General features: G+C 40.0%; 15 protein-coding genes. 1 reads left to right on the forward strand and 14 read right to left on the reverse strand.

Annotated features, from left to right (window positions below; genetic code table 11):
- Positions 1-293: 293 nt before the first annotated feature.
- A complete protein-coding gene (locus BLW54_RS21300; protein WP_139254154.1) occupies positions 294-428 on the reverse strand; it encodes a gamma-glutamylcyclotransferase in 135 nt (44 codons plus the stop codon).
- A 13-nt stretch (positions 429-441) separates the two neighbouring features.
- Positions 442-1,407 carry a P1 family peptidase gene (locus tag BLW54_RS10050; RefSeq protein WP_035505036.1) on the reverse strand — a complete coding sequence of 322 codons (966 nt, stop codon included), beginning with the start codon at positions 1,405-1,407 and terminating at the stop codon, positions 442-444.
- 75 nt (positions 1,408-1,482) lie between these two features.
- Here BLW54_RS10050 and BLW54_RS10055 point away from each other — a divergent pair, with 75 nt between their 5' ends.
- Complete coding sequence (locus BLW54_RS10055; protein WP_035505034.1) at positions 1,483-1,758, forward strand: acylphosphatase; 276 nt, start codon at positions 1,483-1,485, stop codon at positions 1,756-1,758.
- Between the two features lie 476 nt (positions 1,759-2,234).
- Here the strand turns inward: BLW54_RS10055 and BLW54_RS10060 are convergent, their stop codons facing one another.
- The 12 genes from BLW54_RS10060 to BLW54_RS10115 form a co-directional block, all read right to left on the reverse strand.
- Positions 2,235-2,474: a ferredoxin family protein gene (locus BLW54_RS10060; RefSeq protein WP_035505032.1), complete on the reverse strand. Its 240-nt coding sequence runs from the start codon at positions 2,472-2,474 to the stop codon at positions 2,235-2,237.
- A gap of 176 nt (positions 2,475-2,650) precedes the next feature.
- Positions 2,651-3,199, reverse strand: a complete 549-nt coding sequence (locus BLW54_RS10065) for a histidine phosphatase family protein (RefSeq protein ID WP_035505031.1) — start codon at positions 3,197-3,199, stop codon at positions 2,651-2,653.
- Between the two features lie 82 nt (positions 3,200-3,281).
- Entirely contained in the window at positions 3,282-4,886 is a 1,605-nt protein-coding gene (locus BLW54_RS10070; RefSeq protein WP_074734379.1) for an amidohydrolase, read from the reverse strand.
- Between the two features lie 166 nt (positions 4,887-5,052).
- Positions 5,053-5,256, reverse strand: a complete 204-nt coding sequence (locus BLW54_RS10075) for a DUF6501 family protein (protein ID WP_035505023.1) — start codon at positions 5,254-5,256, stop codon at positions 5,053-5,055.
- A gap of 72 nt (positions 5,257-5,328) precedes the next feature.
- Positions 5,329-5,928: an alpha/beta hydrolase gene (locus BLW54_RS10080; RefSeq protein WP_035507478.1), complete on the reverse strand. Its 600-nt coding sequence runs from the start codon at positions 5,926-5,928 to the stop codon at positions 5,329-5,331.
- Between the two features lie 97 nt (positions 5,929-6,025).
- On the reverse strand, positions 6,026-7,057 hold the full coding sequence (locus BLW54_RS10085; RefSeq protein WP_244153501.1) for an AbrB family transcriptional regulator: 1,032 nt from the start codon (positions 7,055-7,057) through the stop codon (positions 6,026-6,028).
- Positions 7,058-7,661: 604 nt separating this feature from the next.
- Complete coding sequence (gene msrB / locus BLW54_RS10090) at positions 7,662-8,621, reverse strand: peptide-methionine (R)-S-oxide reductase MsrB (protein WP_035505021.1); 960 nt, start codon at positions 8,619-8,621, stop codon at positions 7,662-7,664.
- A gap of 91 nt (positions 8,622-8,712) precedes the next feature.
- Positions 8,713-9,240 (reverse strand): VrrA/YqfQ family protein, encoded by a 528-nt coding sequence (gene vrrA, locus BLW54_RS10095; protein WP_074734382.1) that lies wholly within the window; start codon positions 9,238-9,240, stop codon positions 8,713-8,715.
- Between the two features lie 73 nt (positions 9,241-9,313).
- The gene (locus BLW54_RS10100) at positions 9,314-9,988 is read right to left on the reverse strand and encodes a uracil-DNA glycosylase (RefSeq protein ID WP_074734384.1); all 675 of its coding nucleotides are present in this window, start codon (positions 9,986-9,988) and stop codon (positions 9,314-9,316) included.
- Between the two features lie 164 nt (positions 9,989-10,152).
- Positions 10,153-13,266: an AAA family ATPase gene (locus BLW54_RS10105; RefSeq protein WP_074734386.1), complete on the reverse strand. Its 3,114-nt coding sequence runs from the start codon at positions 13,264-13,266 to the stop codon at positions 10,153-10,155.
- A gap of 1 nt (position 13,267) precedes the next feature.
- Positions 13,268-14,422 carry an exonuclease SbcCD subunit D gene (locus BLW54_RS10110; RefSeq protein ID WP_035505015.1) on the reverse strand — a complete coding sequence of 385 codons (1,155 nt, stop codon included), beginning with the start codon at positions 14,420-14,422 and terminating at the stop codon, positions 13,268-13,270.
- 17 nt (positions 14,423-14,439) lie between these two features.
- Entirely contained in the window at positions 14,440-14,658 is a 219-nt protein-coding gene (locus tag BLW54_RS10115; RefSeq protein WP_035505014.1) for a YozE family protein, read from the reverse strand.
- Positions 14,659-14,757 lie beyond the last annotated feature (99 nt).

Raw genomic sequence — 14,757 nt, forward strand, 5'->3', positions numbered from 1 at the left:
CAAACCAGAGTCATCATTCACTAATTAACGCCCTTTTTTAATGTTGTCTACATAAATGTATTTTGCTGAAGGAAGCGGTGTACTTTCCAAAATGATTCAGGAGTCATTCTCCATTTACTTCATGAGTCCAATTATATATGAAAGCCTAAGTCTTTCGATGTCCAAACCTCCCCTTGTTCACGAGTAAATAAAGGTTCCTCAACATTTCAGAATAGTCTCCCAAGTGATCTATTTCCTTTAGTAAAGAGGAAGGAAACGCATACAATTCCCCGTGAAGTACTGCTCATCTTTAACTAAGAAAGGATAATAAGTGAACTTGTATACAAACTTCCTTTTACATAAGCTTGTTCTGATAAACAAACGGATTTTTGTAAGAAATGGTGATTTTCCTGATATTTGCACAGCGATCCATAAACAAAAACTTTCATTTTCGTTCTCCTCTCACTGCATCAAATCTTTTGCTGCTATCAAAGTCGATGTGGACTCTGCATGGAAGACGGCATTCAGAATAGCTTGCTCTACCGCTTTTACAGCCATTACACTAAGACTATTTAAATCACACGGAACCTCTCCTGTACTCATAAAGAACATGGTATCTCCGTCTACAAATGTGTGGGAGGGACGGATTGTACGTGCCAGACCATTATGGGATATACTTGCAAGTTTATTGGCTTGTGGTTTACTAACATCCGCATTGGTAATGACGGCACCAATCGTTGTATTACCTGCAAAGCGATTGGTTTGTTTACGCATTATTTCTTTCATAAGCAACGTTTCACTATTTAAAAAGCGGCCTTGTTCCTGAAGCCCGGCAATAATATGACCACGTTGAGGATCGATAATATCCCCAAAACAATTAACAGCTACGATCGCTCCTACTTGGACAGATCCTACTTGAAAGGCATGATAGCCTATCCCGCCTTTCATACTATATTCAGCACCTAAAGCTTTTCCTACGGATGCTCCTGCCCCTGCACCGTAATTCCCCTGCTTTAATAAAGAGCAACGAAGGGCATTTTTTGCAGCCTTATAGCCCATTGTAGCATCTGGTCGTATTTGGTGATGTTCATGGTGTAAATCAAATAAAATGGCTCCGGGGACAATAGGAATTTGGGTCATGCCGACATCAAATCCAATCTTTTCTTCTTCTAATAGTTTCATGACCCCTGAACCAACATCGAGACCAAAGGCACTGCCTCCCGATAAAAAAATTCCGTGAATCTTTTGTACATAATTCTCTGAAGTCATCACATCGGTTTCTCTCGTTCCAGGTGCTCCGCCTCGCACATCCACTCCAGCTTTTACACCATCCTTATGAATGATAACGGTACACCCTGTATGACCATCGGTACTTTCGTATTGACCGAAGAGAAACCCTGGAATCGTTGTAATTTCAATTTTTTTCATATATGATTTCTCCTTTCACATGTTTGCTGTAGTCTTTGTGTGGGGAAACATGTGGATGGATGAGGAGGTGTTAGCGTGGAAAATAATCAAATTACTGTTCATGGACGTGTTCAAGGCGTTGGTTTCCGGGCAGCTACCAAGCAAATCGCTGAGGAGATTGGTGTAGCTGGCTGGGTTAAGAACCAGCCGGACGGCACAGTTCTAATCGAAGTAGAAGGGAAACACGAACAGGTCAAACAGTTTATTAAAAAAATTCAGGAGGGCCCTACTCCATACAGTAAAGTTAATGCTCTTGATATTACAAATAATAAGAGCATGAATGATCACGAAAAATTTAAGGTTTTACCATAAAAATGACCGCATTTCCGCGGTCATTTTTATTTATGACTTTTTTGATGCATAAGTCTTACCATCACTTTGTTCACGTGAATATCGAAGGTTGAGTAACTGCATAACACACAGAATGTGCCATTCATCTATATGGTCATTTTTCAAGAAAGATAACAACACAACTCCGACCTTGTACATAGATAGGTTCACATGCATACCTATTGCTTTTGTTTCAGTTGTTAAGTTTTCACCACTTCTCACTCTACCTTTTATGGTTCCTGGTTTCCGTTTGAACGTTGGCTAAGTTTCTCAGCCTTTCTCGCAACACTTCCACTCTACCTATTTCTTTTCACCCGTAATCCATCTAACTATCATAGTCGTGCCCAGAATGGAGAAAGTAAAGAGTTTTTTTGTTGTAATCAAAAGACTATAGGTAATTATACCTGCTTATAAAAAGACCGCCTCTATAAAAAAGAGACGGTCGTTGCTATGTTAAGTTACTGTTCTTCAAAGAACTTACGGTTAAGTTCGATGTATGGAGTTTCTTCTTCTGGTACCTCATCTTCAATATAAATTGCTTCAACTGGGCAAACGGCTTCACACGCACCACAATCTATGCAAATCGCAGGATCGATATAGAACATATCTTTCCCTTCTTCAATACAGTCAACCGGGCACACATCCACGCACTCTCCAGCTTTTTCATCTTTACAAGGGGATGTAATAACAAATGCCATTCGATTTCTCCTCCTTCTACTAGAATATCGTGTGCTTATTATTAATATTCACCCTAAATGGCTAAGATAAACACCACATTATACTATAACGATTTTAATGAAAAATCGCAATTCCTATAATCATTCGACCATTTTCGCTGCTTCTATAAAAAGAAATGGAAAGAGGGTGTCGTCGTTCACTCTTCCCATATACGTTCAACTGTATATTCTCCACCTTGTTTTTGAACAAGGAATACATCTGGCCGGGACAGCCGCTTCCATTCATAAAACCCTATTTCTCGATTATATTTCTGCAACAATAATGCTAATAAGTTTCCATGAGTAACGAGCAGGACGTTACCACTAACCTCGTTTTCAAGCTCTTCGATAAGGGAAAGGACGCGTTTTTTTGCTTCAGAGGAAGATTCTCCACCCGTTAGTTTCAAATCAAGGTCTACAAATGTATCATGAAGAACTTCTTCCCAATCATCTAAAGGTTCTTTACTGAGTACACGCTCTTCTAAGCGTTCGTCAACCTCAATCGTCACATTATTTTTTCGGGCAAAAGGCTTAATGGTTTCAACAGCACGGAGGTACGGACTTGATAGTATCCGATCAATACCATAACCGTAATTCTCAATAAATGTAGCAAGCATTTGCGCCTGCCGTACCCCTAGTTTTGTTAACGGGGAATCTTCGTGCTGGCCTTCTGTTTCACTGTGACGTACTAAGAATAATTTGTCCATTGCTACCCATCCTCCCCTTTCCATCGCTTACTACCATTATGGCTGATGAAGCGATTGTTGACAAGGAAAGTTGTGAAATCAATCACCTTCTATATACACACTTTCCTCGATGCCAAGTCTCGAGAACTTTTACTTGATTTAACTCTCTTAGATCAATCTCTTCCGGGTGTCTATCAAGAATGACAAAATCCGCTTGATAACCAGGTTCTATTTTACCCTTTTCTTCCTCTCTATATTCAAGTTCCGCTGGGGTTTTAGTAAATCCGATAAAAGCATCTTTGACACTTATTTTTTCCTGAGGCATCCACCCACCCTCAGGGTTTCCATCAAGATCTGTACGATGAACAGCTGAAAAGATCGATGTAAAAGGGTTTAGAGATCCAATCGGAAGATCCGAACTTAAAGTTAATGGAATCTGTTCATGCAAGAGGCTCTTATAAGCATCGCAAAAAGGGAGAAGACTTTTAGGGGTCCAATCCTCCTTTTTGCTCCATTCATCCAAAAGAAAAGATGGCTGTGTTTCAATATATGGTTTTATTCTTCTTAATCGATCAATTAAGTCAGGGGCAAGGGTTTGGGCGTGGATAATTCGATGTCGCAGTCGTTTTGTATCCTCCCTTGATTTTTCAAGGGCCGTTATTGCTTGTTCCACTGCTCTGTCACCAATCGCATGCATGGCGACCTGCATATCATTCTTACTGGCATATGCAACCATATCCTCCAGTTGTTCCTGCGTATAGATCAAATATCCATCTTTTTCGGGATCAGCCGGATAAGGGTTGCGCATCGCTGCTGTATAAAGACGTTGGGTTCCATATAAAAAGATTTTAAATGCCCCCACTTTGACCCTTGAGGTCCCTTCACCGGTGCGCCGTTCACTTTCTTGACAATAGCTCTTCATATCATTGATGTTGAATATATAATGATGAAGCTGAACGTCGATCGGTAAATCCTCTTCATCTTCTAATTGAGTATAGGCCTGCCACAAACTATCATAACAGCCGATGAAATTAATATCATCTGTATGAACAGAAGTAATTCCATGTTCGCTCATCTTTGGTAAAGCTTTCTTCAAGGCTTCTTTAGCATCTTCAGAAGACCTCCCCCAAAAATGGTGCTTAATATAGTGAACGGCCGTATCTTTGAATCGTCCATTCCAATTTCCATATTCATCTTTTTCCTTAAATTCTTCCGGCTCTTTTTTGAAGTCTTCTTCTTTTTTTAACAGTTCCATCGCCCGCTCACTTATGACGCATTCATGACCATCCTGGTGCATGAAATACATAAAGGCATTCACTTGTATTTCGTTTAAATTTTGGGCTGTTAAAAGACAATCAATATCCTCAAATTTACTATCATTGAATCCTTTTCCAAACACCCAGTGATATTGTTGGAGTTCATCATAATGACTTTTGACTAAAGCTTTCATTTCTTTCCAACTTGTAACCTCAGTCAAATCCAATTCTTTTTTTAGTAAACCATAGCGGAGCAAATGCATATGACTGTCTATGAAGCCTGGAGATAAGACCCTCCCCATGCCATCTATGACTTCTCCATCTCCCTCATAAGGAGAATTATAGATGGCTTCGATTTTATATCCGTTTATTTTTACTGCGTATGTCTGGTCTTTTTGAAAGGTTTGATATGGTTGGTAAGGTTGGAAAATTCGAACATTATCAAGAATCATGACATTCGTTCCTTTCTTTAACTAATTATTTATTCATTCCTTACCCCACCGCACATCTCAAGTAAACACGAAGGAAAACACACCTCGCACGGTCTGGCATTATAGAACATTTATCCCATAAAAAACTACAAAATAAAAAGCCAGGGAATCCCTGACCTTTTTTGAGTTACACTTCTTTGAAATATTCTTTATAAAATCCACCCATACGACCTGAGTTATCAATGACAAAATAAAACTCTTCACTTTCATTTTTTACATCATATACTTTACCTGGGGTAAGTACATGATTCACTACGAATTTCTTTGCGTCATTATGAATACACTCAATTTGTTTAATTGTATCATGATTCTCCCAATCTTTGTGAATCATATTATGCCTCCTTGTTTTCTGCGTGCTCCTATCATACAACGAACGGCTATAGGACACAATATTCCGGGAGAGTTAAAATTGAGATTTATACCATCTCGCCGCTGTATTCACTTCGGTCTCAGTTAACTGATGCCCCATACGTTCCCAATGGACAGTCACATCTGCTCCAGCATTTGAAAGTAATTCCTTCAACTCTTCGGTTTCATGAGCCGGGCAAATCGGATCATTTTCACCTGCCCCGATGAATACAGGAAGTCCAGATTGCTGAGGTATATCAATCCCCCGGCGTGGAACCATCGGATGAAATAACAATGCTCCTTCCAAGCTATTGTTAAAATGGAACAACAGACTTCCAGCAATATTTGCGCCATTAGAATACCCTACAGCAACGACTTTATTCCGGTCAAAACCATATTCAGAACTTGCTTCGTTTAAAAAAGTATCCAGTTCCTTCGTCCTCGCTATGAGGTCCTCTTCATCGAAAACTCCTTCCCTTAATCGTTTAAAAAAGCGCGGCATCCCATTTTCTGATACATTTCCTCTTACAGAAAGTACAGAAGCTTCAGGATCGATCATTTTAGCTAGAGGTAACAAATCTTGTTCTGTGCCCCCTGTACCATGAAGAAGTAGTAACGTCCGATCAGAAGCCCCTTTTTTAAAAACATGTTTCATAATCATAATCCATTGCCTCCTATATTATCCTTGCAGAATATGTTGAATTAACCAATATCTACGATTATTTTATCTTCATTTCAAGATAAGGTCAAAATCAGCGCTTATATGCATTCTTAAATACGAACGGGAGAATTAAAACAATGATTAATAACCGAATTGTTTGCAATGAACTAACGATTGCGGGCTCGCCCCCTGTTTGTTCTGCTGTAATCGACATCTCTACAAGTCCTCCCGGGGCCAGTGATAAAACAGCTGTAGTTAAATTCATAGCCGTCCACCAGCTTAATAAAAAGGATAATCCAATCCCTAAACCAATCGTAAACAAAGCCAATATAAAAAAGTATAAACATGTCTTTCCGGATAGAATGATTTCCCTTAGAGAAACCGTATGACCTAAATAAGCTCCGATAATAAGTTGAGCCAAAATGAAAAGGACTTCAGGCAATGGATAAAACGGGGCCCCGGACGACTGCAAAATCCCAATGGACAACATGGGCACGATTACAAGAGAAGCGGGAACGATGTCTCTGATCTTCCAACCGATTAAGGCAAAAATGACATAAAGCGGAATCGTCCATAAAGAGCCGTCTTCTGTGTTTATTAGCTCCCCAGCTCCTCCATCGGGTGAGGAACTCGATACCCAATGAGTGGCGAAAAAAGGAATAATGAATAATACACTAACAAGCCTTAATGTATGGAAAATCGTAACGAGTGCACTATTCCCTTTTAAAGCATCGCTGACCGCAATCATTGCCGACAGCCCTCCTGGCGAGCTTCCCACTAGTGCTGTCATCTTATCAATATTCGCAAATTTAGATATGTAAAGTCCGGCTATTAAGCTGAACCCAATCATTAAAATCGTTAACACTGTATACGGCAGTATGTATGGAACAATCAAAGCAAATGTCTGTGCAGTGAAACTGAGCCCGATCTGAATACCGAGTAAAACAAAAGCCATGCTTTTTGCTATAGGGGACGTATCTGATTCCAAAGAGGAGCAATATTTAGCAATTACTACAAATACGATTGGCCCCAATATCCATGGAATAGGGATCCCAAGGATTTTAAATAGCGCCCCTCCTGGGAGAGCAACGAGATAAGTTTTCATCATCGGGATCCTAGTCACTAAAAAAAACCTCCTATGGCTGAATTAACAAATCCCCCGGTGTTTACAAGTACTACAATGGAACCTCCATTTAGAATAATAAAAATCAAACGTTAAACAAGTTTCGAATAGGAATAGCCGCTTCCTTTATAGGAAGCGGCTATTCCTTTGCTACCCCATTCTCAATCAAATCGAACAACTGATCATAATCTTATAAGTTTCCATTAAATCCTCATGCCTTTTTTGTACGGTAAAAAAGGGTGAGATTTTTATCGCTGCTGTGCAATTCTCGAATCATCTGGTCAATATGATACGTTTCTGGAATTAAGCAAGGTATATAACAGACGATAAAGTTTATGATTGGGTGGTTCCTCTCAGGAATTTGTTTAATTTGTTTCGTCATCTCTTCCATGATGTATTTCATGTAAGTAAAGATGAGATGTTCCTTGGTATTGAAGTATTCATAGAAAGTGCTCCGGCTTACGTTAAGTTTGTCCGAGAGTTATTTTAATGAAACCTATGGGATCAGGATCTTTTTTCTTCTCAAACTTTTTCTCCTCCCCCTTCTTTTATTGTACCAGCTGGAGAAGGGGAAAGAACGTTCATTGTTGACACATCCGCTTTCCTACTCAAAAAGATGCGTTAAATACCCGTAGCCTTCTTGTTCCATTTCCCCTTTTGGAATAAACTTCAGCGCAGCAGAATTAATGCAATAACGAAGCCCGCCCCGATCAGAAGGACCATCTTCAAAAACATGTCCAAGGTGAGAATCTGCACGATCGCTTCGTACTTCCGTGCGGAACATTCCATGAGAAGTGTCCACTTCTTCTTTGACCTGCTGCTTTTCAATAGGTTTAGTAAAGCTTGGCCAACCACATCCAGCATCGTATTTATCCCGGGAACTGAAGAGTGGTTCGCCTGAAACAATATCGACATAGATCCCTTCTTCGTCGTGATCATGGAATTCATTTTGGAATGGACGTTCTGTCCCATTTTCCTGAGTAACTTTATATTGTATATCTGTCAAACGCTGTTTTAAATCCTCTTGGTCCTTGTGATAACTCCAGCGATCTTTAATAAAATCTGCTCGTCCGGATCCTTTCTTATATCGCTTGTAATGAAAACGATTCTTTTTATAATAATCTTGATGTTTATCTTCAGCAGGATAAAAAGTTACGGCTGGTAGGATTTCTGTTACAATCGGTTCCTTAAATTTCCCGGAAGCTTCCAAAGCCTTTTTGCTCTCTTCAGCTATTTTCTTTTGTCTCTCATTGTGAAAATAGATGGCAGTCGTATAAGAATGGCCGCGATCAGCAAACTGGCCCCCAACATCTGTGGGATCGATTTGCTGCCAAAACAGTTCAACGAGTCGTTCATAAGGAAATTTAGAGGGATCAAAAGTTATTTGTACAGCTTCCCTGTGACCTGTTGTTTCCGTAACGACTTGCATGTAGGTAGGGTTTTCCGTATGTCCGCCAGTATAGCCAGAGAGAATGGATTCGATCCCAGGGCGTTCGTCAAAAGGTTCAACCATGCACCAGAAACAACCCCCTGCAAATGTTGCTTTTTCTAAATGTTTATTCAAAAATAATACCTCCTAAAGGATCGGTCTTTTACTATTAGATATGTCCTTATTTTTGCTAACTACAGAAAAAAAATCAAGCCACACGCACAGCCTAAATATACAATTTAGGCTGTGATGCACCTTGAGGTCTTGTTTTCTTATCTTTATCGTCTAACGTACTTGTGGATTCCCAATCGAAAGACTCCTCTTTCTTATGGCTACTTTCGACAGGTCCTGTTTCATCCTCATCGTCCGGTTCATTCATAATCTTCATCATGTTAATCATGGCAGGGATATTCTTTAACATGGGACCATATTGCTGCATCATTGGAGCTGCTGATTGCATAGCTTTCAATGCGGTTTGCATATGACTGAGCCAGCCAGCTCCGCCTGTTTTCGCTGCTGATCCAGCGGCCCCGAGTGTCTGAGCTCCTAATCCCGTTCCTCCCCCAAAAAAACCTGGTGCTCCAGCTCCAACCCCTGAGTTTCCTAAGAAGCCAGGAATTCCAAATCCCCCGATGCCCCTGCTTCCAGCATTGGCAAAAGGAGCCATGGAACGCATCATCTGTGGTCCTGCAGCTTGTTGAAAACCTGGAAATTGCCCCATAGGAGGGAAAGGCGGTTGACCTGTTGGAAACATAAAAACCCCTCCGAAACTTTAGAATACTCTAGCATATGCTTTTTTTAAAAACTGGTATGGGCTCATGCTTTTCTTACCTCTTAGGTAAAGACCAATCCACTGGGTCCATTCCATTTTGTTTAAGAAATTGATTAGCTTTTGAAAATGGACGACTACCATAAAAACCTCGATGAGCAGCAAAAGGACTCGGGTGGGAAGAAGTGAGGACAAGATGCTTATCCCGATCAACAACCGCTCCCTTTTTTTGTGCATGCTTCCCCCACAAGATAAAAACCAATGGACGACTTCTTTTATTTAACGATTGGATTACTGCATCTGTGAATTTCTCCCAGCCTAAGCCCCTGTGGGAGTTCGCTTCACCAGCTCTGACTGTCAAAACATCATTTAAAAGCAGCACCCCTTGTTCTGCCCATGAAACCAGGTAACCATGTCGTGGTATCTCAATACCCAGATCCTCCTTTAATTCTTTATATATATTACGCAGCGATGGAGGGATGCGATTGCCAGGGCGAACAGAAAAACTTAACCCATGGGCCTGATTTTCACCGTGGTAAGGGTCCTGGCCGATGATTACTACTTTTGCCGATTCATAAGAGGTATAATTTAAGGCCGAAAAAATTTCATCATATGGAGGATATACCGTACGCTTTTGATACTCCTGGTTCACCTGATCCTGTAAATAGGAGAAGTAATCTTTTTTAAATTCGTCCTTTAAAATAGATTTCCATTCATTTGATAGATGATTCATGATCTCATTCCTTCCACTACCACTCTAAGATATTTCCCGGGCAAGCGCAGAATATGACAAGCTTCCTCTTTGTCCATTATAACTACGTAAGAATCTTGACATTTCCCGTGGTTAACAGCCAAAATCCTTCTGACAGTTAAAAATGATTGGCAATGTATCTTTCTTTATTGAAACACAAATTCTACTTTGGAGCCTTGAGGACCTGAATGGATCTGTAATTTTGCAGGGATTTCTTCTTTTAATTGCTGGACATGGGAAATAATGCCCAGCATACGATTTCCATCTTGTAAACTTCTTAAACACCCTATAGCTTGCTCCAAAGAAATTTCATCCAAGGTACCAAACCCTTCATCAATAAATAATGTATCCAATTGGACACCACCCGCATGGGCTTGAACCACATCAGCCATGCCTAGAGCCAAACTTAGAGAGGTCTTAAAACCTTCTCCGCCAGATAATGTTCTAACCGAACGCTGCTGGCCTGTATGATGATCAATAACTTCAAGGTCCAGGCCACTTTGTGCCCCACGTTTAGCCACCGCGTCACTTCGAATCAACTGATAACGGTGATCGGTCATTTGATCGAGTCGTAGATTTGCTTGAAGGAGTATTTCATCTAAATACGATGCAAGAACATACCGCTCCAGGGAAAGTCGCAAATGGTTGTCACCCCTCGCAATTTGGGCTAACTCTGCTATATCATAATATTTCGCTGCAAGTTCCCCTTGTTCTTCAACAAGAGAAGTAATGGTATCCCGAATCTCCAAGTTTTGGCGTAAGGATAGGTGGAGATTATTCCATACCTCTCGCTGGGCATTCAGCTCTTTACGCACATCATCTAAGTTTACTTGTAAAGATGGTAAATCAGGTTTTTGATAGGTAGATAGTTTTGTCTCTAATTCCATCAACCTGTTCTGTACTACATTGACTCTCTGTTGATATTGTTGAATTTCAGCTGACATCTCCTCAATGATATAAGGTTCCTTGAGGGCATTCTTATAGGATTCTATTGAAGAAAATGAGAATTGAACAAGCGTTTGATCAAATTCCTTCTTCCATTGTTCCAGAGCGATTTCACTCTGTTTTAAGTAGTTTTCCCCTTCATTCACAGCGGTTTGAATTTTTTGCCATTTATCTCGTTTCGCTTGATAATCCTTTTGAATGTCTCTCCATGTCTGTTCTGCTTGTTTATAGAGGATCTCACTCTTAGCTACTTCTTCAGCTACCACTTGAGGATCATACGAAGTGAAAGAAACTGACTCATGGAGAGAATCCAATTCCGTGGTCCTTTTTGCTAACTCTTTCTGCCTATCATTATAGGTTTGAAGAAGTTTTTCCTTCTCTTCTTGAATGGAAGACAATTGTCTTTCTATGTGATCGATCTTCTTTTCAAAGGATTGCAATTCCTTTAGTTTCTCCTGTAGATCGTCATATTCCTTTTTTATTTCCTCCATGTGCTTATGACAAGCATGTAAGACATCTTGGATGGATTCTTCCGACATTTTATCTTCATTGTTCAAATCGTTCCAAATGCTCTCAGTCAATTGCCTTTGTGCTTCACCTTCTGATTTCACTTCCATCAACTGACTTTGAGCCTGCTCATAATTTAGACCAGCCTGTTCATATTGTCTCTTTAACTTTTCTAGTTCTTGCTCGTTCTGGATTTGAGCAGGTTTACTCGCGGGAGCTGGATGCTCAGAAGAGCCACATACAGGACATGGACTCCCCTCTTTTAAATGGAGAGAAATTGTGTAAGCATGGTGTTTTCTAATTTCCTCCATTGCTTGTTCGTAGGCAGATTTCTTTGCCAAATGATCATCTTTTATTTTACGGTAATTTGTTAAGGAAGATTGATAGTTTCCACGTAACTCTTTCAGTTTCTTCCACTCATTCAACAGACGTTCTGTAGCTTCTTTTCTTATATTTAATGTTCGGTGCTCTTCTTTCTTTTTAAACGCAGATTCCCTTAATAGACGCTCTTCTCTGGTTTTCTCCCTTAGACCTTTAAGCTGTTTATTTAGTTCGTCTTCCATACGTTTATACTCTTGAAGAGCTTCTTCATCTTTTTCGGATTGTTGTTCTAACTGCCTGACCTGTTCTTTCTTCTGTACAAATTCTTCTAAGCGCTCTTTCTCCTGGATTTTCTTCTGCCACGCTTGCTTTAATTTTTCTCGATCATTCTCTTTATCAGCTTCCTGGATATATTGTTCTTCTATCTTACGAAAATCTTCTTGAACTTGGTGATAGGTTTCTATTTTTTCTTTTTGATTTTGACGCAAACGGCCAAGTTCTTGTTTTCGCTCTTCATATTGCTTCTCATATGGACGTACCTCTGCGGCGTTTCTGGCAAGAGAATATTCCTTTTTTAGTTCCTGAATCTTTTCCTGGTTCTCATCTAACTTCTGCTTTTCTACAGATAATTGTTCTTTTTCTTCAAAGAGGTCCTGGAGTTGTTTGGCTTTGTAATAAAGTTCCTGGAGGTGGTCAGTTTTTTGCTGCAAGTGTTTTACTTGATCTTCCTCTTCCAAGACCATCTTTTCCTGTTTAATAATTCGTTGTTGGAGTCGCTCTCTTACTTTAGAAAGCTCTTGAAATTCCAACTCTTCATCCGCTTCTTCCCCCCAGTTTATTTTTTCCTTTTCTCGTTCGATTTTCCATTCGAATTGGTTAATTTCTGATTCCAGATCCTTCGCTTGCTTCTTAAAGTAATCAGTCAACTGCGCAAAAAATTCTGTTTTAAAGATTCGTTGTAAAATTTCTTCCCGCTCTTTACTATTTTCAGAAATCAGCTTCCTGAATTCTCCTTGGGGAATCATAATCATTTTGCGAAACTGTTCGTAATCCAAACCCAATATTTCTTCAATGTAATCATTTACTTCTTTAATTTTGGAGGCAACCAGCAGCTCTTTTTCATCCTGAATCATATAGAACTCTGCTCTCGCCGGTTCTTCTTTCCAACCTTCTCCCCGCTCTTTTCTCTTCTGTTGTTTAGGCATTCTAACAATGCGATACATTTTTCCTCGTAGTTCAAAAGAGAAATCAACATAGGTAGATTCTTCGATCTTAGCGAAGTGACTGCGCATGGTATCCTGATCTCGATCACTGCCACTTGCACGACCATATAGCGCAAAGCACATCGCATCAAAAATTGTCGTCTTTCCTGCGCCTGTTGGACCTGTAATTAGGAAAATAGACTCTTCGCCCAAGCTCGTAAAATCAATGGTTTGTTTATCTCGGTAAGGACCAAAAGCTGCCATCGTGAGTTTCAACGCTTTCATATTATTGCTCCCTCTCTTCCTTCTTAAGTTGATCGATGGCTTGATTAATCATGTTTTTTCTCTCTTCAGAAATGCCGTCACCCTTAATATCCTCATAAAAGGAAGCAAAGAGATCGGCATGTGATAATTGTTGTCGCTCTCTTACTTCATGAAGTTCGTCCATTTGCGGGTTCGTCATCGACCTGCGTCTTTCCAAATGCAGAATGTTTGGATAAACCTGACGCAACTTGCCCATAGGGTCTACAAGCTGGCCATCATCTAGGAGCCTTACATGGAGATAGTTCTCAGAATTGCTCACCGCTTCACCAGCTAGCAATTCTTCAAAATACCCTTCTATGATTTGGAAATCTCTTTTAGGGGTAAGAGGGATTTTTTCGATAGCGCAATGTCCGTCTTCATCCATTTCTACGATCGTTATAGATTTTGAATGGTTCGCTTCAGAGAAAGAATACTTCAGAATTGACCCACTGTAACGAATATATTCCTCTGTGACTCTCTGAGGTTGATGAAGGTGTCCTAAGGCGACATAGGAAAAATCCTTGAACAAGCGTGCATCTACATAAGGACTTCCCCCAATCATAGACAACCGCTCTTCTGACTCAGATTCCATCCCCCCCGCTAAAAAAGCATGACCAACCCAAACATGGCGATCTTCCATGTTAAAACGATCCTTAATATCCTCAATTAATTTCTCAGCGGCTTCCTGGTGAGATTTAATCCTATCATCATTAAACACATAGGCCACTTCTGCGGGCTCCACATATGGAATAAGGTGAAAGTGGACAGGTCCCTTTCGATCATATAAAGTGATTGGTTTTCGTTCTTTTGTAAGTTTAGTATCCAAGAAAAGACCTTGATTTCTAAACAATTGGTTCCCAAATTCTAAACGGCCCGGGCTATCATGATTTCCGGAAATAGCCAGAACAGGAATTTGAAAATCATTGATCAATATCGTTAAAATTTCATTTAGAAGTTCTACCGCTTGTTTCGGAGGGATCGAACGATCGTAAAGATCACCGGCAATCACAATCACATCCGGTTCAGTTTCCTTTACAATATCGATGAATTGCTGAAGGATATACCGTTGATCTTCCGTCATATGTACATAATTAACGATCTTCCCCAGATGCCAGTCAGCTGTATGCAGGATTTTCAAAAAATCACCCTTCTCATTTATTCTTCTTCTATTAAGTATTTTTCATATAACCGATCAAAAACAGCTAAAGCCGATGGAAATGGTGCATTCCATTCTAAATACCGGCTAATTTCATCATAGGATTTCGCCTGTTTCGGAAAACTGTGATCATCAAACATCCATTCAGCCAGTTGCTTCTCCTCATCATTTTTCCGGTTTCCACGATATCTCATCATATAATGGTAAAAAGACCTCATTTTTCGTATTCCTCCTCATCCGTGCCTACTTTATTTTTATCATGTTCCTCCATGTTCAGCAAAAGATATTGATTTCATTCAAATAAATAGCTCAGAGAA

Origin of the sequence: Halobacillus karajensis, assembly GCF_900108515.1 — a bacterium.
GTDB lineage: Bacteria > Bacillota > Bacilli > Bacillales > Halobacillaceae > Halobacillus > Halobacillus karajensis.